This is a genomic window from Paenibacillus terrae HPL-003, from assembly GCF_000235585.1.
GTDB lineage: Bacteria > Bacillota > Bacilli > Paenibacillales > Paenibacillaceae > Paenibacillus > Paenibacillus terrae_B.
The window spans coordinates 4,174,462-4,195,886 of sequence record NC_016641.1; the positions used below are offsets into that span (position 1 = coordinate 4,174,462).

Below are 21,425 nucleotides of genomic sequence, written 5' to 3' on the forward strand. Positions count from 1 at the left end.
AAAGGAGGAAGCACATGAGTCAGCTTGTTACAGCATTATCCGGAGGACAGATCGTTCCTTATGTGGAAAAACTTATCCAGCAAACACGGGAGCGAGAGCAGCAGCCGGTATGCGCATATATATATGACCTGGGCGCACTGAGAGAACGGGTACAACGTTGTGTAAGCAGCTTGCCCGACGATTGCAGTTTGTTTTACGCGGTCAAGGCTAATCCCGATCCTCAATTGATCGCCAGCCTGCTTCCCATCGTAAAGGGCTTTGAAGCTGCATCTATTGGAGAAATTCGGACCATTCGCGAAGTGTCAGCCGACGTGCCGATTATTTTTGGAGGTCCCGGGAAAAAGGACTTCGAAATTGAGGAAGCACTAGAGCGAAAGGTGATGCTGATTCACGCTGAGAGTCTGCATGAGTTGCAGCGTATTGGCTGGATTGCCGAACACAGACAACAGCGTGTATCTATTTTACTGCGTATTAATTTGCGGCGTACCTTGCCGGAGGCGAGCATCACGATGTCCGGTCGGCCCACTCAGTTTGGTATCGACGAAATTCAGGTGCCGGAAGCGATCCGACTTCTCCAAAGCCTTCCGTATGTGCAGTTGGAGGGCTTCCATATGCATTCCCTGTCCAACAATTTGGATGCTCGGCTGCATGCCCGAATGGTCGCTACGTATTTGCAGTGTGTGCAGGGCTGGATTCAGGAGCATGAGCTATCCATCCGCTATCTGAACGCGGGTGGCGGCTTTGGCATTTCGTATACCGATCTGGAGCGCAGGTTCGAATGGGACGATTTTATGGAGGAATTGCAACAAGTGTGGGAGGAATACCGCATTCCTGGCATCCAGCTCATTTTTGAGTCCGGGCGCTATATGGTGGCGCACTGCGGGTATTATGCGGCAGAGGTGATCGACCTCAAAACGAATCATGACCAACATTACGCCATTATTCGCGGGGGAACCCATCACTTTCGATTGCCGGTGTCATGGCAGCATAATCAGCCGTTTGAGGTGGTTGCTGTTGACGATTGGCGTTATCCTTTTCCGCGCACAGAGCGGCGACAAACAGCGGTGACCATCGCGGGTGAGCTTTGTACCCCCAAGGATGTGCTGGCCCATGAAGTGTATGTGGAGCAGATGCGAATTGGTGATGTTCTGCTGTTCCATATTGCGGGAGCCTATGGCTGGACGATTTCCCATCATGATTTTCTCAGCCATCCACATCCCCATTTTTACTATATAAACCGAAATTGAGAGTTACCTATAGCGCCACTAACATTAAGGAGGAATGAATCCATATGAAGTATACAACAAGCACGACCCCGGTGCTTACATCCGAAGAAACAACGCTTTTGCAGAAGAAAGGACAGGCTGAAAACCATGTCATGCAGGATCTCATCAATACATTGCTGGCGGAAGGATTTTGGGAGCATGCCGATGTTGAACTGTTGTCTATTTCGCAATGGCAAAGCTACTATACTACCGTCCATCCTGAATTAGACGAGCTATTTTCTTTTGCCGATCCTGAAGCTATGGCGGATCCAAAGGGGGAAACCTCTCCAAACGGCCGTTCTATAAGCCTTTACCGCTGGTGGGTGGATCGGGAACAGCAGCACAGTCTCATTTTTCCCGTACAAGCTGCGGTGGTTCAACCCTATCGCTATCTACAGTCGAGTGGCGTGTATGAAATTCGGCGGTGGTCAGAGGGTGGTGGGTTTGGTGCAGAATTGCTTCACCCCGTATCGCTGATGCAGCGTGTGATTGAGAGATGCCTGGATGAAGAATACCGTCAACAGGAGGGAGTAGGACGGTTTGTCCAGCTACTGGAGCAAACAATTGAACAGACCTCATGGTCGCTGGATAGTGGGTTGATGGATGGAAATATACTGGGAGTATCACCCTCGGAAGCTTTTCAACGGCTGGAACGGTATTCTTCGTTGCGTGATCGTCCGTTTCACCCCGCATCCAAGGCCAAAACGGGTTTGAACGAGGAGGACTATCGTAAATATATCGCTGAATTTGGGCAAGACATCACGCTGAGCTGGGTGGCGCTCCGAAAGGATGCGGTGATGACCGGAGTGGGAATCGCACAAGGGCCTCATTTTACGGACACAGAAGCAGCAACAATAGCAGATGCAGTCGAATCGGACACACAGCGTCCATTCGAGGGGCAGCAGCCGGACGACCTTCTTCTGTCCATCTCCGAGCGTCAGCTAGTAGAGCGGGAGATGCAGGAACGCGGATTAGCTGCGGATTATATTGCAATCCCCGTTCATCCGTGGCAGCTCACGTATATGCTACCCCAGCATTTACATACCGAGCAGGTGGACAAAGTATGGATTCCACTGGAAGTGAAGGCTGGAGCTTTTCAAGCAACCTCGTCTGTGCGCTCCCTGTCTCCCAAGGATGGCGGACCCAATTATGTGAAGCTGCCGCTGGGTGTGTTTTCGCTGGGAGCATCCCGCTATCTCCCTGCGGTAAAGATGATTAACGGGGATCGCGGACAAGCCATGTTGCAGCAAGCCAAGACCCGTGACCCGCAGCTTCAAGAACGCTTATTTTTATGCGATGAAGGCTCCTGGTGGGCCTATATGCCGGAAAATGGCAGCTTGTATGATGATCCACCCCGACACCTGGCAGCGATGGCGCGGATTTATCCGCACGAATTGATCCATGATCCTGCTGTTCGCCTTATTCCCATGTCTGCGTTGGCCGCAGGCCAGCATCATTTTTTTCGGGAATGGGTGGCTGAGCGCGGGCTTTTGGACACGGCAGAATCGGTAAAACAACTGTTCGGTGAAGTGTGCTCGACATTTTTTGAAATCATGCTGCGCTTGTATCGGATCGGGCTCATGCCTGAAATCCATGGACAAAACTGTGTGCTGGTTTGGAAAAATGGAAAGATCGAGCGCATTTTGCTGCGTGACCATGACTCGGTGCGTCTGCATCTGCCCTGGCTGACAGAGCAGGGAATAGCCGATCCTGAATACCAAATCCGGCCTGGCTATTCCAACAGCCTATATAATGAAACACCGAAGAAATTGCTGTTCTACCTGCAAACCCTTGGCATTCAAGTCAATCTGTACGCCATTATAGATACTCTTTCCGATGTTTATGGAATAGACGAGTCCACTTTATGGTCTGTATTAAGGCGTCAATTGGAGGAAGCGATCCAACGTGTGCCTTTCAAGGCTGCCGTTCGTCAGGAAATCGAGCATATTTTATTTGAAAAGCCGGACTGGCCGCTCAAGCTACTGGTTAAACCTTTGCTGGAGCAGTCCGGCGTACCCGGCAGCATGCCATCTGGTCAAAGCCGTATACAGAACCCGTTTCATCATTTATAAGCTTGAGCGCAATTCCATTTTGCAAAATCCGACCCAGTCTATATATAATGAAAAGAGTTCTCATAGAATCGAGAATCATTATCGATATATAGAAAGGCTGGGAGCCATGAATACACAAGATCAATCCTTTATTTCATTTCTTTATAAACTGCAAGATATTCAGCATGTGTGCTCTGGTCGCTCTTCCTCCCGGCAAGAAACTTCTTTTCATACCTTGTTATTATTCAATGAAGGCGAAGGGGATATAGTCATTGATGGAATGACGTATCCTCTTTACCGTCAAAAGGGCTTTATGCTCGCTCCCGGCGCAGTCATGAAGCTCCATATGTTGTCCGGTGCTCCGGCGGATTATTACATTATCCGTTTTCTTGCATTACAGCCGTCCGGGGAGCCGGACCGTTACATACCCGCACCAGCGATTGGACCGCATGAATGGATCATTTCCCACTTTCGTTTTGTGATGGATATGGTCGAGGAAATCAAGAGGAAGCATCATTGTAATAGTGTGTGGGACCAAATGAAGGCCAACATTGTATTTCAGGAAATGCTATTGTCCTTGTTTCAGCAAACGAGCCGTGATCAGAAGCCCGATGTGCAGCAGGCGGTGACTCTGACCCTCCATTATATGGAGCAACACTATGCTTCTGATATTACGCGGGACAAGCTGGCGGAGCTGGCAGGGATGAGTGCTGATTATTATTCGCGTATGTTCAAAAAATTGATTGGCAAAAGCCCGATGGAATATTTGACGGACATTCGTATCAATCATGCGAAGCAGGCGCTGGTGCTTACCCGTGATTCCTTCCGATCTATTGCTCACGGTGCCGGTTTTAGCGATGAGTTCTATTTTAGCCGCAAATTTAAAGCCGCGACAGGACGCTCCCCCTCAGCCTACGTGAATACAATCCGTTATTCGGATAAAATCGCTTCGCTCAAGCATCTGTTAACTGGACATTTGGTTGCACTGGGCATTGAGCCGTATGCGGCGGTCATCAACAAGGCTTATCCTGTCACCGAAGGCTTCCGCAATACCATTTCGGTAGGTGAGGTTCAGCCCGATCTGGAGAAGCTGATGTCAGCCCGGCCTGATCTGATTTTAACCTGTGAATTTAGGGATTTTGAGAAGTCGAAAAAGGAAAAAATGTACGAGCAGATTGCGCCCACCGTCACCGTGCCTTTTTTTCAAAACTGGCGCACTCATTTTCAGTCGATTGCCCGTATTGTCGGCAAGGATGCGGAAGCGGTGGAATGGCTGGAACGGTATGAAACGAAGGCTGCGACAATTTCTCGAAAGCTCAGGCAAAAGCTCGGCGGGGAGGCTGTGCTAATCGTCGGAGTGGGGAATCAGAAAATGTGTGTGTATGGACAGCGGAATGTGGGAACGGTGCTATACGGGGATTTAAAGCTGGCTATGCCCGCGGGAGTGGAGGATATTGTCCATTACCGTGAGGTGACGGTGGACGATCTGGCTGCATATGATGCGGATCGCATCATACTGACGTGTTTCCGCCACTATGGAAATGCCTGTGAAGAACAAACGATTCAGCAAGAATGTCTGGCACTGTGGCGCTCCCCTGAATGGCAGAAACTAAAGGCGGTGCGGAATGGGGCCGTACACCATATGTGCGATAGTCGGCACCTGTATACATGCTATACTTCATTGTCCCACGACCTGTTATTGGACAAAACGGTAACGTTGTTATTGTCTGATTCGTCCAAATAAAGGACGCTAACGTCCATGTTCATCATAGCCCCCCTCCCTATAATTAATAATGAGAATCAATATCATTATTGGCGATCTAAATAGGGGGAATAGAGAAATGCAAGCATCAGGCAAGGGGAGTATATGGATTGCGCTCATAGTTGTATTGCTGCTTTTATCAGGCTGTGGCACTGGAGGCGCGGGTAAGAGTGCGGATTCCGGTGGAGCGACTGGAACGGATAAAGGAACGACGGATACACAGGGAGCGGCTTCAACCGATTCGGTGCGTACCATTGAGCATGTGTTGGGGAAAACCGAGATTAAGGGGACACCCAAGCGGGTTGTAACGCTATATAACGGAGCCAACGATGTTATGATCGCCTATGGTATAAAGCCTGTGGGGATTGTGGAGTCTCATGGAACGGAGCCCGTGTATGACTATTTAAAAAAGGATCTCGCAGGGATTCCTACGGTCGGATTGGAAACACAGCCGAGCCTGGAGGAGATTTATAACCTGAAACCGGATGTCATCATTGCAACCCGCTTCCGTAACGAGGCGACGTACCAGCAATTATCGGAAATTGCGCCTACCGTGGCCGTCAATGAAGTATATGAGTGGAAAGAAACCGTAAAACTGATCGGACAAGTGTTGAATCAGGAGGACAAAGGAACACAATTGCTGGCGGATTGGGATCGGCGTGTAGCGGATTTCAGGACGAAAATGGGTGACCGCCTGCCGATCAAGGCCTCCATTGTTAATTTCCGCGCGGACCATGCACGTATTTATTATATGGGCTATGCCGGGAAAATTCTGAAGGAGTTAGGCTTCACCCGCCCTCCTGCACAAGAAGGGGATCAGTGGGGAGTTAAAGTCAACAGCAAGGAAAGCATACCCGATATGAATGCAGATACATTGTTCGTATTTAACTCTGGTAAGGATCAGGCAGCGATTGAAAAAAATGTTGAAGCCTGGACCCGTCATCCTCTATGGAAAAACCTTGATGCATACAAGAAAAATAGCATTTTTAAGGTCGACGAAGTGAACTGGAATTTGGCTGGAGGTTATCTGAGCGCGAATCGGATGCTGGATGATCTTTATAAAATGTATGATCTGAAATCATAAACCTACCATGACAATAAGAACAACGGAAATATAGCAGAGGGGTGAGGGGTTATATCTCTCATCCTTCTTTTATGTTGTACCAGGCTATTGGAAGAGTGAGGCTATGCAACGATGCTAACGACAAATTTAAGAAAATGGACTGGACTTGGTGTATGCCTGATTTTGTTGACAGGAGCTTTATCTCTTGGCCTACTGATGGGTAGAACACTAATTAATCCAAATTTTATGATTTCTTCCTTATTTCATTATGATGCTCAAAATGTAGAGCATGTGCTGATACATACCGAACGTTTGCCGCGCACGGTCATTGCTGCTGTTGTAGGCGCGAGCTTGGCGATGGCAGGAGCCTTCATGCAGGCACTTACTCGCAACCCGTTGGCTTCGCCCAGTACGTTCGGTATCAATGCGGGTGCTTTGTTCTTCGTCTCTATCGCAGCGGTCGCGTTTTCGGTCGAGTCCATGATGTCTCTGATGGGTTTTGCCTTGATCGGCGCAGGACTGGCGGCTGTTCTGGTGTACGTCATCGGATCATTAGGCAGGGATGGTCTGACGCCAGTCAAGATTGTATTGTCCGGCTCTGCCATTCACGCTTTGTTTATGTCGATGATCCAGATTATTTTGGTGATGAATGAAACGGGGATGCAAAATGTGTTGTTCTGGATGGCAGGCTCTGTCAGCGGACGTTCGCTGGAGATGCTACAGCCATTATTTCCTTTTATGCTAGTGGCTGGGATCTCGGCGATGTTTATGGGTAGAGCGGTGAATCTGCTCGTGACCGGGGAAGATGTAGCGAAGGGCTTGGGGCAAAATATCTTATGGGTAAAATGCGCGATGGGCCTGATTATTGTGGTGCTGGCTGGATGCTCTGTTGCTATCGCGGGGGCGATTGGCTTTGTCGGTCTGATCATTCCGCAGTTGGCGCGTGCTTTGGTTGGTGCGGATTACCGCTGGATTACCCCTTTTTCGGCGGTACTGGGTGCTTTGCTATTGGTGTCGGCGGATACCGCAGCCAGAGTACTGATTTCGCCGCAGGAAATTCCGATTGGCGTCATTACAGCTTTGATCGGGGTTCCCTTTTTCGTCTACATTGCCCGTAAAGGGGTGGCGTGGAAATGAAGCGTGTGAATTTGAAGCATGGGACTGGAAGAGACGGCATACATGCGAAGCGTTATGTGACGCTGCGCAGCAGGAGCGGCAGGTTTCATATCCAGCTGGGAAAGAAAGCACTATGGATGATGTATGGACTGGCCTCGGCGCTACTGATCATTGGCGTGATTAGTGTAGGCTGGGGAGATACGTATGTGCACCCTTGGGAAGTGCTTCGAGCGATATGGGGGCGTGGCTCAGGCGATTTTGATTTTATTTTGTACAGGCTGCGGTTTCCGCGAGCGCTTACGGGAGTGCTGGTCGGGGCGGCTCTGGGCATCGCGGGAGCGGTGCTTCAGGGTATTATCCGCAATCCGTTGGCATCCCCGGATATTCTTGGGATTACAGGCGGAGCATCCGTAGCGGCAGTTACGTTCATTGCTTACGGGGGAGCTGTTTTGAGCATTCAATGGCTACCTGTGGCGGCTGTCGCTGGAGCGCTGGTCGTATCGCTGCTTGTATATATATTGGCTTGGAAGGATGGTGTGACACCAATCCGACTGGTGCTGGTGGGGATTGGTTTGGCTTCTGCTATGAGCTCGATTACGACGCTGATGCTGGTCATGAGCTCGTCCTTTACAGCCGGCAAGGCTTATATTTGGCTGACGGGCAGCGTGTATGGAGCATCGTGGAATAACGTAAATACGATGCTGATCGCTATTGTGATCTGCACACCTTTGGTTCTTTATTTTTCACGCAGCCTCAACACACAGGAGCTGGGGGATGATGTGGCTACCGGCTTGGGAGTGGAGGTGCAGCGGCATCGTGTGATGTTGCTGCTGCTCAGTGTGATTCTTGCTGGAACTGCCGTAGCAGTTGCGGGAGCGATTGGTTTTGTGGGTTTAATTGCGCCGCATATTGCGCGTAGATTGGTAGGCCGCTCTATGGGTAGCCTGACGCTGGTGTCGGCGCTGGTAGGGGGATTGCTGGTGTATCTCGCCGACTTGCTGGCCCGTACGGCTTTTTATCCGATTGATATTCCCGCAGGCATTTTTACAGCAGGGGTGGGCGCACCATTTTTCCTGTATTTGCTACTCCAGCGTCGAAATCGGCATTAAAGCCGAGCTGGAATTTTTTTGAACACTTATGGGTGCTTTTCTTTTTTAATGGAATATACAAGATCTTAAGTTCGCAATTTATAAAAGGGGAGGGAAGCTGCATGGGTTTAGAGGTGAAGGACCTGATGATTAAGTACGGGACAGACCCGGTTATTCAAGAACTGGACCTGCAAATTCCGGAGGGAAAGATTACGGTACTAGTAGGCAGCAATGGGTGTGGAAAATCGACGATTTTGCGTGCCATGGCGCGGCTTTTGAAGCCTGCGGCGGGAGCGGTGCTACTGGATGGACAGGCTATTGCCCAGTTACCCTCCAAGCAAATTGCCAAAAGGCTATCCATTTTGCCGCAGGGACCGTCAGCGCCAGAAGGACTGACAGTGTATCAGTTGGTCAAGCAGGGTAGATATCCACATCAGAGCTGGCTGAAGCAGTGGTCGGCAGAAGATGAAGCACAGGTACACAACGCGCTGCAAGCGACACAATTGGAGGATTTTGCGGATCGTCCAGTAGATTCCTTATCTGGCGGGCAGCGCCAGCGCGCGTGGATTTCCATGACTTTGGCGCAGGGGACGGAAATGATCTTACTGGATGAGCCGACTACCTATTTGGACATGACGCATCAAATTGAGATTTTGGACCTGCTGTTTGATTTGAATGAACAAGAAGGGCGGACCATTGTCATGGTGCTGCATGATCTGAATCTGGCTTGTCGCTATGCGCACCATATGGTTGCGGTATACGATAAGTGTATTTATGCGCAGGGAAAGCCGGAAGAAATCATGACCGCCGAGACGGTGGAAAAGGTATTCCAACTGCGCTGCCAAGTCATTCCTGATCCCTTGTACGGAACACCGATGTTTATTCCTCATGGAAAGGGGAGGAAAATGGGTGCTGTACGCCAAAGGGTCTTCGTTTGAGCCTGCCGAATTGTTGTATCTGACGGAAAAATTGCGAATATGCAGCAGTCGTGAACAAGCTCCAAACGGACGGTATGATCTACCTGCGGTCGATTTGCTGGATGCAACTCAATGCGCCATGTATCTGGATCGGCTGGCAGGGCTGCATGATTTTTCTGCACGCAAGGTAACGGCCTCTGTTTTGGCGAAGCGGTACGGTTTTTTGATCGTGTCCCCGGCTCTGTATGCAATGTCAGTATATAACAAGATGCTGGAAGTCAAGATTGCTGATTGTGCAATTCAATCTGCTTTTGTCAAGGATACCTGGCTTCCAAGGTTGCATTTGAACAGACTGCTGGTTATGGAATATGACAGCGGAAAGAAGGGTGAGGATGGGGGAGACATCGGTCTGGAGCAGCGTCATGTTTGGCGTGATCATGTCATCCGGCATGTATTTGCTGAGCATTTGGCCCCAGTGTGGCGATCTGTGTCTGCTGTTGCTGCCATTCCGAGGACGGTATTATGGGAAAACACTGCTATCTATGTCTATGCGCTATATGAAAACCGTATCCGGCAGGAGCAAAAAAGCGGGAATCGGTTGCGGACGGAAGAGGATTTTAAATATTTGACCTGTGAGGCTCCGGCTCACTTGTTTGGTGAACGGCAAAATCCGCTGGCTCGGTATTTTGGCTCTCCCCGTTCAGAGAGAGCGGTGGTACCTGTAACGTCATCAGTTTCCGCCGCGCCTACTGCGGCCGTGAAAGCTGTACGTGTTCGCAAAACCTGCTGCTATTTTTATCAGATGAAGGAAAAGAGTAGCTATTGCCCTACCTGTCCGAAGATACATTGTATGAGGTAAATATAAGCTATGATGTTTGAGCTATAGTGAGCTGAAATTCTGCCTAAGCGGCCATTCTGCCTGCTTTGATTCCTATATGCATAATGTGAGTTTGGTTATATCACGAAAGGAGCTGGTTTGTATGTTTCGGATCCAACCTCGGGTTCAGGGGGTAACGACGGAACTGCTGGAGCTTTATCAGCATGTTAGTGCTTCTACCCTTGGGCATTTTACGGATTTTGGATGTATGCAGGGAGCACAGCCGTTGTTCCGTCCCATTCGTTTATTGGGGAATGCAGTTACGGTCAGGCTTCCCCATCTGGACTCCACCGCTGTGCGGCATGCACTGGAATTGGCACAAGCGGGTGATGTGCTTGTCGTGGATATGTCCGGTGACGATGCCAGAGCCTGTTGGGGAGAATTCAGAGCCTATGTAGCGATGAAAAAACAACTTGCTGGTGTGATTGTTTCCGGTTGTGTCACAGATGTCGGTATCTTGAACCGGCTGCAATTTCCCGTCTTTTCCAAAGGAATTAGTGCCTTGACTACTCGTACACTGGAACTGGAGGGAGAGGTGAATACCCCGATTAGCCTGTTTGGGGTCAGCGTACATCCAGGTGATCTCATTTTGGGTGATGACGATGGCGTATTTGCAGTGAAGCCGGAGGAAGCATGGGAACTGGGGAAAAAAGCTGTGGAAAAACAGCGTAAGGAGGAGCTTACGCGCAAGCAGTTCGGATACGATCAGCTTTTGAATACCCGGCTGGAAAGGTAGACATTGCACGAACGTCAGGTGTCCGGTATAGACTATGAATTTAGGATAGGAACTAGCTATTAAAAAGCCCGAACTTGGGTCCGGGTTAAAGCTTCTGCTAAGCAGTTCAATCGGATGGGTGTTCCATATAAATGAAAACCTGATTTATCACTGCTCACTTACTCGCTTAACGATGAGCTCGTCATTCACGACTTGAACCCCCCACATATAAGTTGCATATATTATCAAGCAAGTTGGTCCATAAGCTTTGAGTTTGAAAGGGGAAGAGCACGTGATAATACATGTATATGCTTTATGCTGGAATGAAGAAAAAATGCTCCCGTTTTTTTTTAAGCACTATGATAATATAGCGGACCAATACTATATTTTCGATAATGACTCAACTGATAATTCTGTATCCATGTTAAGGGAAAATCCCAAAGTTGTTATAGATAGATTCGAAATAGAAGGTAATTCTCTCGTGAAATCAGCACAAGATAAATTCAATCAATTTTGGAAAGGAAGCAGAGGAAAGGCAGACTGGGTTATTGTCTGTGACGCAGATGAACATTTCTATCACCCTAACCTTAGAACATATCTGCAAGAATGCACCTCTAAAGGGATAACATTGATTGTCCCTGATGGTTATGAGATGGTTTCTGATTTTTTTCCGAGCAGCCATCAACCATTACATGAAACGGTAAGGAATGGTGTAAGAAGTCAAACGTACGATAAGCCTCAAATATTTAATCCAAATGCGATTCAAGAAATAAATTTCGGTCCTGGCAGGCATATTGCTTCACCTACAGGGGACGTCATAAAACCATCCAATAATGATGTTTTATTGTTACATTATAAATACTTGGGATTTGACTATCTAAATTCACGTTTCTCGGCTTTAAAACAAGGGCTGCGAGAAGGGGACAAAACAAATAGATGGGGATTTCATTATTTATGGGATGAGAAACAAAGGTTGGAACAATTTGAGAAATTAAAAAATAAATCTGTTAGAGTGTTGTAGATCTACAAGGATAAAGGCACCTTTTTCTCAGGGGTTTTTATCTTTTTTTTAATTGAAAATGAAATTGAAGAATCAGCTTACTTAGTGCTTGGTCACTCTATTTTATTTTTAATAGGCAAACAAACAATCATATGAAACTAATTATTAATATGATAATGGAGCTACAGTAATCCTATTCTGTTCTATATAGATTGAACTGCAAAATAATATAGTGGATTTAAACTCAAATATAAATTTTTAAAGTTCAATATATATAGTATTTCTATATAATTATATGGATTTGTAGTTAATAAATAGTAAAGGAGAGATCAACTTAATGGCAGTATTATCAACTGGACCTATTGAGAATAGTCCTGTTAGTGGGGTCAGGCCTATCCAACAGGTTACCGTTAAAATGGTAAATCGTGATGTAGTCAATTCTTCAACAATATTAATTCAGGGATACGTTTTAAACGGTTTACGAACATTGTTTGTACTAGAAGTAATAGTGTTAGCCCCGAATGCAGTTGCTACGAGAAATTATATAGCAAATTTCAATGCATATGAATTTGTTTTTACCACAAGCGGTTTGGCAGAAGAAAGTACTGATATTTCTGTTTGGGGAAAAAACGGGAGTGGTACAATCATTGGTGCTCAGCGTATTGTTGCGGATGAGCAGTTACAGTCTTAAAGCTCAACAAATGTACAGAGATAAGACCACAATCAAATCACATGGTTTAGAAATAAAATAGAGGGAACGGGATCTTGAGAAAGATCTCAATGTTCACAATAAAAGCTTGCTTTTACTAGAAAGGAGGGGTATCTAAATGGCAGTATTATCTACTGGCCCGATTGCAAACGATCCTGTTCTTGGAGTCAGTCCTACCCAACTGGTCACGGTAAAAATTGATAACCGGGATTCTGTTGATTCTTCTACTGTTTTGATCGAGGGTTTCGTTTTAAACGGCAGCAGAACATTATATGTACAAGAAGTAGTAATAGTGGGACCAAATGCGGTTTTAACGAGGAACTATTTTGCAAATTTAAATGCATTTGAATTCGTTTTTACCACAAGTGGAGCAGCAGAAAATGAAACTCAAATTTCGGTTTGGGGTAAAGATGCATTGGGGCAATTAGTACCTGCCCATCGGTTAGTATCTGATGAACTTTTAGGAACCGATCAAGGCGTCCAAGGACCTCAGGGTGTTCAAGGACCACAAGGTGACCAAGGGTCTGGTGTTCAAGGGCCACAAGGCGTCCAAGGACCTCAGGGTGTTCAAGGAGCGCAAGGTGACCAAGGTGACCAAGGACCTCAAGGAGTTCAAGGAGCCCAAGGCGACCAAGGACCTCAAGGAGTTCAAGGCGTACAAGGTGACCAAGGACCTCAAGGAGCTCAAGGTGTTCAAGGCGTACAAGGCGTTCAAGGACCTCAGGGTGTTCAAGGAGCGCAAGGTGACCAAGGACCTCAGGGTGTTCAAGGACCTCAAGGTGACCAAGGACCACAAGGTGTTCAAGGAGCGCAAGGTGACCAAGGACCTCAGGGTGTTCAAGGACCTCAAGGTGACCAAGGACCACAAGGTGTTCAAGGAGCCCAAGGCGACCAAGGACCTCAGGGTGTTCAAGGAGCCCAAGGCGACCAAGGACCTCAGGGTGTTCAAGGAGCCCAAGGAGCCCAAGGTGACCAAGGACCTCAGGGCGTACAAGGAGCGCAAGGTGACCAAGGGCCACAGGGTGATCAAGGGCCGCAAGGCGTTCAAGGAGCCCAAGGTGTTCAAGGAGCCCAAGGCGACCAAGGACCTCAGGGAGTTCAGGGACCTCTGGGTGTTCAAGGAGTCCAAGGCGATCAAGGACCTCAGGGAGTTCAAGGTGATCAAGGGCCGCAAGGCGTTCAAGGAGCCCAAGGTGTTCAAGGAGCCCAAGGCGACCAAGGACCTCAGGGAGTTCAGGGACCTCTGGGTGTTCAAGGAGTCCAAGGCGATCAAGGACCTCAGGGAGTTCAAGGTGATCAAGGGCCGCAAGGCGTTCAAGGAGCCCAAGGTGTTCAAGGAGCCCAAGGCAACCAAGGACCTCAAGGTGTTCAAGGCGTACAAGGTGCTCAAGGCCCTCTAGGTCCACAAGGTATTCAAGGCCCTCTAGGTGCTCAAGGCCCTCTAGGTCCACAAGGTGCTGAAGGCCCTCTAGGTGCTCAAGGACCTCAAGGAGTCCAAGGAGCCCCAGGCGACCAAGGACCCCAAGGAGTTCAAGGCCCTCAAGGTGTTCAAGGTGTTCAAGGAGTCCAAGGTGTACAAGGTGCTCAAGGACCACAAGGAGTCCAAGGAGCCCCAGGCGACCAAGGGCCTCAAGGAGTTCAAGGCCCTCAAGGAGTTCAAGGAGCCCAAGGCGTACAAGGCGACCAAGGACCTCAGGGTGTTCAAGGCGTACAAGGCGACCAAGGACCACAAGGCATTCTATAAGGTTAAGGTATATTTAGAGGACCCAAAAGTTATTTATAACTTTTGGGTCTTTTTTTGTCTTAAGTTACTGCTTACGTCTTAGTCGGTGAAGTAATAAATATCAAATATGAAATCATTTAGCTAAAACCTATTCATAACAATAACGGCTCTGTTGTATGTACTGAACTTTTCTTTCATGCGGTATGCTTTTTCATTAAGCAGTTCTGCTGTAACGAAAAAACCTTTGTCGAAGTCTCATGGAAATGATTCAGAGAGACTTCGACAAAGGTATTGGAAAAATAATTGTTGGCTAATATACTAATCAGCCTTGTCTGAGATTTAGGGCAACACAACCACTTTCTCTTTACAGGACGCAACAAATTTTGCATATTGAATACAAGCTTCTAATGAATCATTTGGCTCCATAGGCCACCATCGTATGGCTCCCCTGGGAGCTTTGGAGGCATAGCTTTCGATTTCTGATGGAATACGACCTACAACTACGACTTCGATCTCCCGAAAGTTATTTTCAATGCCTTTTTGGAGCGTCTTAAATAATTGAGTATGCTCTTTTTCAGGACAGGAATGGGGAATAGGGAACAAAATCGAAAATCTTGAGGTATCTTCTTGAATAACGTGAGCAGATTTCCGGGCAGGATCATCCGTAGAAGTCTCCCATATACGACGATAAGGCAATTCCTCAGGTAGACCAAGCTCTTTCAATCTCATTTGAATTCTTTGAAAATAGCATCTATTTAGTTCCCTTACAAGAACCTGAATCTGCTTATTTCTGAGGAATGTAGTGTTATTTCCATGTTCGTTACGATATTGGATATATATCAAATCGGGGATGTTTACAAATTTAGTACAAAGAAACGTCCGGACCAGCATATCGTAATCATCTGCTACCAGTAGTTCATTGCGATGGCCTCCGATCAGATGATAACAGTCTCTCGTCCACGCACGGGGATGATTGGGTAAACCGACCAAATGACGAATGGTTTTGCCATTAATGGTCGTATGTTTTTGTGCATTTTGCCATCTGTTCATTTCATGCAGCCAGACTCGATAATGAACACTGTAACCAAAACCACAATCCCAGCCATACCAATGCGCATGATTGCTCTCTGCATACACTTCAGCACAATCCCCATAAACAAAGCCACAGTCAGGGTTTTGTTGAAATGCTTTGACGATTTTCTCCAGGCAGTCAGGAGTTAGCTCATCATCATGATCGACTTCCACTAAAATTTCCCCTGTACATAGACCTGCCGCAAACCTTTTGATGGCCCCTATATAGCCATTACGGGAATCCTGCCGGTATCTCCGCACACGGTGATCATCTAAAGGGAGTAAATACTCCTTGTATGTCTCATCTTCATCGCCGGAATCATCCACGATTACCCATTCCCAGTTCTTGTAGGTCTGCTTCAATAAAGATTGATAAGGTCGTTGAATTTTTTCTTTTGACCTGTAGCTGGCAGTAAACACGGATATTAGTGGTGTGTCTGAAGAAAAATGTGTTGGAGGAATTGTCCTATTTTCCGGGAGAGGATCTGTTGCCTTGAGCCAGCAGAAAAATAAATGTATAGGTTGAATTTCGTCTGGTGATTGGAAGTGCAACCAGCGTTTTTTTTCGTGACCAGGCATCGCTTTTAATGCTGAAAATTCTCCCCACTCTTCTCCGAGCGAGACGTAAACCCGAGGTTTTTGGAGGCTATTGTCTATAAGTGGTTGATCAGCATCATACAAGTTTATTGTAAGGTGATTTTCTTCTAATCTATCTATCAATTCTTTTACATCATCCTTTAAAACCTTCTTCGATATAAATAGATGAGCTGTCAGTAGCGGAGTGAAATTCAATGGCATATATCATTCCCCTTTACCAGTTTCGAACACCAACGAGAGGGAGACAAACATCCATTTTCCTGCTGGCATCATTTTATTTCCCAGTAATACATATGTATGTGTATGTGTTCGGGGATGTGAGTCCATATGAACATAGCGAGTAAATCGTTTGAAACCTTGGCGTAGACACCTAAGCATAAAAGAAAGGTGGAGTAAGGCGTGGAATGCCCATTAGTAAGTGTAGTTATACCCGCATATAATCGCCCCCATACACTAAAAATCGCCATCGACAGTGTATTGGAACAAACTTATCCGAACATCGAAATCATTATCTGTGATGACAGTACAACGAATGAAGTACAAGAAATGCTTGATTCTTATTTAGATTCTTTTCCCCAAATTAAATATTATAAAAATGAGAAAAATCTTTTTCTCGGAAATTGGCATAAATGTTTCGATTTAGCGTCAGGTGAATATATCAATTACTTAATGGATGATGACATGTTTCATAAAGAAAAAATAGCAAGGATGATCTATTTTTTTGAAAATTTCGAAAACATCACACTCGTTACCTCGTATCGGCAAACCATTAATGAATCAGGGGGTATTATCCCGCCAATCTATGCAACGGAAAGGCTATACGAAGAAACAAGGATCATGGAAGGAAGAATGTTGGCAAACATTGCATTAACTCGTTGTTTAAATGTGATTGGTGAACCTACGACAGTGTTATTTAAAAAAACAGATCTTATCGAACGGTTTGGAGTATATAAAGGAAAACAGTATTCTCTTCTTAATGATTTAGCTTCCTGGTTGGGATTATTATCCAAAGGAAGAGCGGTCTATATTCCTGAAGAACTAAGCTATTTCCGAATACATTCTAATCAAAATAATCAAACGCTTGGTCAAAATGCGTTTACGGAATGGTTAGATATTATGATTGCCTCAAGGGATGATGGATTTCTGGATACTGACGATTTGTTTAAAACCGCACTTCATTCTTATCATGAACGTATAAAGGGTCGTCCACAATTTGATGCAGATATCAAGCGAATTGAAATGATATTAAAAACATTGGAATCATAGCTTACTCATCCTATATGCAAAGGAGGCTGGTTCATGTTCGACATTCCCTTTTTACGACCTAATTTAGTAAAAAAAGATCAATTCATTTCTAACTTCAAGAAAATAGAAGAATCGCGGGTATACACCAATTATGGCCCCTTAAACAATCTGTTTGAAGAGCGAGTCATTACACAGATGTTTGATGGAACCGGCTCTGCTGTGACCGTTCAAAATGCAACCCTCGGTTTGATGCTTTCGATTTCTCAAAGCAAGCGACCCACAGGCAAGTATGCGGTTATGCCAAGCTTTACATTTGCAGCAACCCCGCTTGCTGCCGAGTGGTGCGGTCTTATTCCATACTTTCTTGACATTGAGCCGGAGAATTGGCAAATGGACAGGGAGCAATTAGAGCAGACAGTCAAGCTACTGGGCGATGAGATTGCGGTAGTTGTTCCTTATGCGACTTTTGGCTCACCCATGGATAGATCCGTTTATAACAGGCTGCAGCAGCAAGGTATTCCAGTAGTGATTGATGCGGCCGCCAGCTTCGGAACTATAACTTCTGAGGAAGAAGCCATGCATTTTGGCAAAGGCTTCGAAGGAGCCGTCGTTTTCAGCTTTCATGCCACCAAATCCTTTGGTATTGGAGAGGGTGGTCTAGTATATAGTGTGGACCAGGATTTGATAAAGCGAATTCGTCAGGCGGGAAATTTTGGTTTCTCCAGCAACAGAGAGTCTGTCATCCAAGGACTAAACAGTAAGATATCCGAGTATACCGCTGCTATCGCTTTAGCCACTCTCGATCATTTCAAGGCTGTGCAGGAGAATAGAAAGACAATCTACCAATATTATCTTCAAGAGCTGCGTCACACAGGCTTATTAGAACAAGGCTGGTCTATACAAAAACTGCAAGGATCTGTAGTTCACCAATTTATATCCATTCTTAGTCCGGACCCCCACAGCAATCAAGAAGTTATTGAATTATTAGCCTCTAATTCCATAGAAGCCAGAACCTACTTTTCTCCAGCGTGCCATCAGCAGAAGCAGTTCCAAAGCTATCCCCATTCCACGCTTGATGTTACTGAGTATATTGCCAAACATATTGTCAGCCTACCCTTATGGGAAGAGCTGGACCAGAAAATCATTCAAAGAATTGTAAAAGTTCTAGAGAGCTTGGGAAGAGAAAAAACGAGATGAAAAAAATTGTAATTTGGGGATCGGGAGGACATGCCAGGGAGATTAACTGGCTCTGTGAAGAGCTGGGAGTTCAAGTGGTAGGCTTTTTAGACGAACGGCCTGAGATGAAGGGTCATGTTGTAGATGGCGTTCCTGTGTTGGGGACGTTGGCTGATATTGAAGTGTTAAAACATGAGGTGGAGCTCCTATGCGCAGGAGTGGGTGACCCGGCATTAAAGAAGCGATTCGTTTACAATACCATTCGATCGGGGTTTCGTATCGCATCCTCGCTAATACACCCCCATGTTCGTTTGTCTCAAAGAAATATCATTGGAGAGGGGAGTATGATCTTTGAGGGGTCTGTCCTTTCTGACAATATTAAGATTGGAAATCATGTAATTATCAATCGGAGTGTCACCATCAGTCATGATGCGGTTATTGGTGATTATGTAACCATATCCCCAGGTGTGAATCTGGCAGGTAATGTAACCATTAATGACGGAGCCTATATTGGCATTGGAGCCTCGGTACGAGAGAAGCGTCACATCGGTTGTTGGTCAATGATTGGTGGCGGAGCCTTTGTCAAAGACGATATACCCGAATTTACCATGGCTGCAGGTGTACCTGCAGTCGTTAAAAAACGATTAGCTGATGGGTAGCTAGTCAAATGAGTAAGGCCGTGCTGGAAAAGGTTCTTATAACCCGATCCCGACACGGCCTTATTGTATTTTTTAAGCGTATACCCTCCTATGACACCAGATTTATTAAAGCGCTTTCTCTCCAGAGTGGCAACTACCGTTTTACAGATGAACATTCGTTTTACAGGTTATTCAAAAATAATATTTATTTTTGATTATTTTTGTATTATATATTTTCAAATCAAAACAAAAGTGTTATAGTCTCCTTAAACCAACAATACCCACTGTAATAAAGCTATTCAAAACTAAAACTGAATTTGGAGGTCTTTTTCCTATGGTACAAAGTCTGTGGAATTCTTCACAAGCATCTGAGCAAAAAAACACGTTGGAACAGCTCGTATATCGCTCTAACCTTATCGGCACGGACAGGAGTGTGTGCAACTGGGGAGGCGGCAATACTTCGTCCAAAACGACGATACAGGATTTTCGCGGACGTGAAGTAGAGGTAATGTACGTCAAAGGCAGCGGTTCTGATCTTGCTACAATGAAAGCGCGTAACTTTACAGGGCTTCGTATGGAGGATATCCGTCCGTTGTTCGAAAGGGAAGATATGTCTGACGAGGATATGGTCGCGTATCTAGCGAATTGTATGATAGATGCCAAGCATCCGCGTGCTTCGATTGAGACGCTATTGCACGCTTTTTTACCTTTTAATCATGTGGATCATACCCACCCGGACGCGATTATCAGCTTGTGCTGTGCGCACAACGGCAAGGAAATCGCGAAAGAGATTTTTGGTGATCGTTTTGTATGGGTTCCTTATATCCGTCCTGGTTTTAAGCTGTCCAAGATGATTGCCCAAGGTGTACTCGATCATCCCCAGGCAGAATTGGTGTTAATGGAGAAGCACGGCCTGGTTACTTGGGGAGAAACATCCGAGGCAGCCTATGCGAAAACCATTGAAATCATTCAAGAAGCAGAAAGCTATATCAAGGCTCGTCAAAAGGAAAAGCCGTCGTTTGGAGGCGCGAAATATAAAGCGCTTACCCAGGAGGAACGCCGCAATATTGCGTCCAGCGTCATGCCATCCGTTCGGGGAGCGGTCAGTGGTGATAAGAAGATGATCCTTACCTTTGATGACGCAGAGGACGTGCTGGAGTTTGTGAACGCTCAGGATTCTGCTGCTTTGTCACAGGTCGGAGCAGCGTGCCCGGATCATCTGGTTCATACCAAGGTAGTGCCATTCTTTGTGGATTGGACACCGGACGTGGAGGATGTAGAAGTTTTAAAAATCAAGCTTGTAGAGGGTATCGCAGCCTATAAGGAGCAATACCAAGCTTATTTTGAACGCAATCGGCATGAGGGAGATGTTATGTTTGAGGCCGCGCCACGTGTCATTTTAATCCCGGGCATCGGCATGATTAACACAGGCAAAAGCTGGAGTAACGCACAGGTGAGTGGTGCTTTATATCATCGGGCTATCGCGGTGATGCGGGGTGCGACGGCGCTAGGACAGTTTGTTTCGCTTAGTGAAAATGAATCATATAACGTGGAATACTGGCCGCTGGAGTTGTATAAGCTGTCGCTTGCTCCGGCAGAAGCAGAATTTTCGCGCAAAATCGCGCTCATTACAGGCGGTGCAGGCGGAATCGGCAGTGCAACGGCACGCCGTCTGGTGGATGAAGGAGCACATGTCGTGCTGGCCGACCTGAATCTGGAAGGTGCGCAAAAGGTGGCCGCTGAGCTGAATGACCACTACGGAGAAGGCCGCGCTATTGCAGTCAAAATGGATGTGACACAGGAGGATCAGATCCAGGCTGCCTATGCAGAAACTGCTCTGACCTATGGCGGTGTTGATATCATCGTCAACAATGCAGGTTTGGCCACCTCCAGTCCATTCGACGAAACATCATTAAAGGAATGGAATCTAAATGTGAACGTGCTAGGCACAGGTTATTTTCTGGTAGCACGGGAAGCGTTCAAGCTGATGAAGGAACAGACACTTGGCGGCAGCATGGTGTTCGTCGGCTCGAAAAACTCCGTCTATGCAGGTAAAAATGTAACGGCCTACAGCTCGGTCAAGGCGCTGGAAGCGCATCTGGCCCGTTGTATTGCCGCAGAAGGCGGCGAATACGGCATTCGGGTAAACACGATTTTGCCAGATGCGATTCTGCAAGGCTCCGCAATCTGGAACTCCAACTGGCGCAACGAACGCGCTGCCGCCTACGGCATCGAGCCAGACCAACTGGAGGAACACTACCGCAAGCGGACGACGCTGCTGGTAAACATTTACCCGCAGGATATCGCAGAGGGTATTGCCTTTTTCGCCTCATCCAAGGCGGAGAAAACGACAGGCTGTATGCTCACCATCGACGGCGGCGTACCCGCTGCCTTTACACGCTAGGAAGTCAA

Annotated in this window: 16 protein-coding genes and 1 pseudogene; 16 read left to right on the top strand and 1 reads right to left on the bottom strand. The window is 46.8% G+C overall.

Going from position 1 to position 21,425, the window contains the following annotated elements; genetic code table 11:
* The first annotated feature begins 14 nt into the window (after positions 1 to 14).
* From HPL003_RS19050 to HPL003_RS19105, 12 genes and pseudogenes are all read left to right on the top strand, one after another.
* Positions 15 to 1,247, top strand: a complete 1,233-nt coding sequence (locus HPL003_RS19050; protein WP_014281363.1) for a type III PLP-dependent enzyme — start codon at positions 15 to 17, stop codon at positions 1,245 to 1,247.
* A gap of 44 nt (positions 1,248 to 1,291) precedes the next feature.
* The gene (locus tag HPL003_RS19055; protein WP_014281364.1) at positions 1,292 to 3,337 is read left to right on the top strand and encodes an IucA/IucC family protein; all 2,046 of its coding nucleotides are present in this window, start codon (positions 1,292 to 1,294) and stop codon (positions 3,335 to 3,337) included.
* A 106-nt stretch (positions 3,338 to 3,443) separates the two neighbouring features.
* Complete coding sequence (locus tag HPL003_RS19060; protein ID WP_014281365.1) at positions 3,444 to 5,060, top strand: helix-turn-helix domain-containing protein; 1,617 nt, start codon at positions 3,444 to 3,446, stop codon at positions 5,058 to 5,060.
* Positions 5,061 to 5,157: 97 nt separating this feature from the next.
* Positions 5,158 to 6,162 (top strand): ABC transporter substrate-binding protein, encoded by a 1,005-nt coding sequence (locus tag HPL003_RS19065; RefSeq protein ID WP_014281366.1) that lies wholly within the window; start codon positions 5,158 to 5,160, stop codon positions 6,160 to 6,162.
* 111 nt (positions 6,163 to 6,273) lie between these two features.
* The gene (locus tag HPL003_RS19070) at positions 6,274 to 7,278 is read left to right on the top strand and encodes a FecCD family ABC transporter permease (RefSeq protein WP_043922445.1); all 1,005 of its coding nucleotides are present in this window, start codon (positions 6,274 to 6,276) and stop codon (positions 7,276 to 7,278) included.
* Complete coding sequence (locus tag HPL003_RS19075) at positions 7,275 to 8,366, top strand: FecCD family ABC transporter permease (protein ID WP_014281368.1); 1,092 nt, start codon at positions 7,275 to 7,277, stop codon at positions 8,364 to 8,366. The genes HPL003_RS19070 and HPL003_RS19075 overlap by 4 nt, the downstream gene beginning before the upstream one ends.
* Positions 8,367 to 8,467: 101 nt before the next feature.
* The gene (locus tag HPL003_RS19080) at positions 8,468 to 9,283 is read left to right on the top strand and encodes an ABC transporter ATP-binding protein (protein ID WP_014281369.1); all 816 of its coding nucleotides are present in this window, start codon (positions 8,468 to 8,470) and stop codon (positions 9,281 to 9,283) included.
* Positions 9,255 to 10,121, top strand: a complete 867-nt coding sequence (locus tag HPL003_RS19085) for an IucA/IucC family C-terminal-domain containing protein (RefSeq protein ID WP_014281370.1) — start codon at positions 9,255 to 9,257, stop codon at positions 10,119 to 10,121. Before HPL003_RS19080 ends, HPL003_RS19085 begins: the two co-directional genes overlap by 29 nt.
* A gap of 121 nt (positions 10,122 to 10,242) precedes the next feature.
* Positions 10,243 to 10,875, top strand: coding sequence for an RraA family protein (locus HPL003_RS19090; RefSeq protein WP_014281371.1), 633 nt, complete (start codon positions 10,243 to 10,245; stop codon positions 10,873 to 10,875).
* Positions 10,876 to 11,146: 271 nt separating this feature from the next.
* Positions 11,147 to 11,875: a glycosyltransferase family 2 protein gene (locus HPL003_RS19095; protein WP_014281372.1), complete on the top strand. Its 729-nt coding sequence runs from the start codon at positions 11,147 to 11,149 to the stop codon at positions 11,873 to 11,875.
* A gap of 316 nt (positions 11,876 to 12,191) precedes the next feature.
* Positions 12,192 to 12,545: a hypothetical protein gene (locus HPL003_RS19100; protein ID WP_014281373.1), complete on the top strand. Its 354-nt coding sequence runs from the start codon at positions 12,192 to 12,194 to the stop codon at positions 12,543 to 12,545.
* A 490-nt stretch (positions 12,546 to 13,035) separates the two neighbouring features.
* Positions 13,036 to 14,298, top strand: a pseudogene (locus HPL003_RS19105) (collagen-like domain-containing protein); the annotation flags it as partial.
* Between the two features lie 327 nt (positions 14,299 to 14,625).
* On the opposite strand, the gene HPL003_RS19110 reads toward HPL003_RS19105, so the two are convergent.
* A complete protein-coding gene (locus HPL003_RS19110; RefSeq protein ID WP_014281376.1) occupies positions 14,626 to 16,155 on the bottom strand; it encodes a glycosyltransferase in 1,530 nt (509 codons plus the stop codon).
* Positions 16,156 to 16,353: 198 nt separating this feature from the next.
* On the opposite strand from HPL003_RS19110, the gene HPL003_RS19115 reads away from it, so the two are divergent.
* From HPL003_RS19115 to HPL003_RS19130, 4 genes are all read left to right on the top strand, one after another.
* On the top strand, positions 16,354 to 17,220 hold the full coding sequence (locus HPL003_RS19115; protein ID WP_014281377.1) for a glycosyltransferase family 2 protein: 867 nt from the start codon (positions 16,354 to 16,356) through the stop codon (positions 17,218 to 17,220).
* Between the two features lie 33 nt (positions 17,221 to 17,253).
* Positions 17,254 to 18,396: a DegT/DnrJ/EryC1/StrS family aminotransferase gene (locus HPL003_RS19120; protein ID WP_014281378.1), complete on the top strand. Its 1,143-nt coding sequence runs from the start codon at positions 17,254 to 17,256 to the stop codon at positions 18,394 to 18,396.
* Positions 18,393 to 19,034: an acetyltransferase gene (locus tag HPL003_RS19125; protein WP_014281379.1), complete on the top strand. Its 642-nt coding sequence runs from the start codon at positions 18,393 to 18,395 to the stop codon at positions 19,032 to 19,034. Before HPL003_RS19120 ends, HPL003_RS19125 begins: the two co-directional genes overlap by 4 nt.
* Before the next feature lie 313 nt (positions 19,035 to 19,347).
* The gene (locus tag HPL003_RS19130; RefSeq protein ID WP_014281380.1) at positions 19,348 to 21,417 is read left to right on the top strand and encodes a bifunctional rhamnulose-1-phosphate aldolase/short-chain dehydrogenase; all 2,070 of its coding nucleotides are present in this window, start codon (positions 19,348 to 19,350) and stop codon (positions 21,415 to 21,417) included.
* Positions 21,418 to 21,425 lie beyond the last annotated feature (8 nt).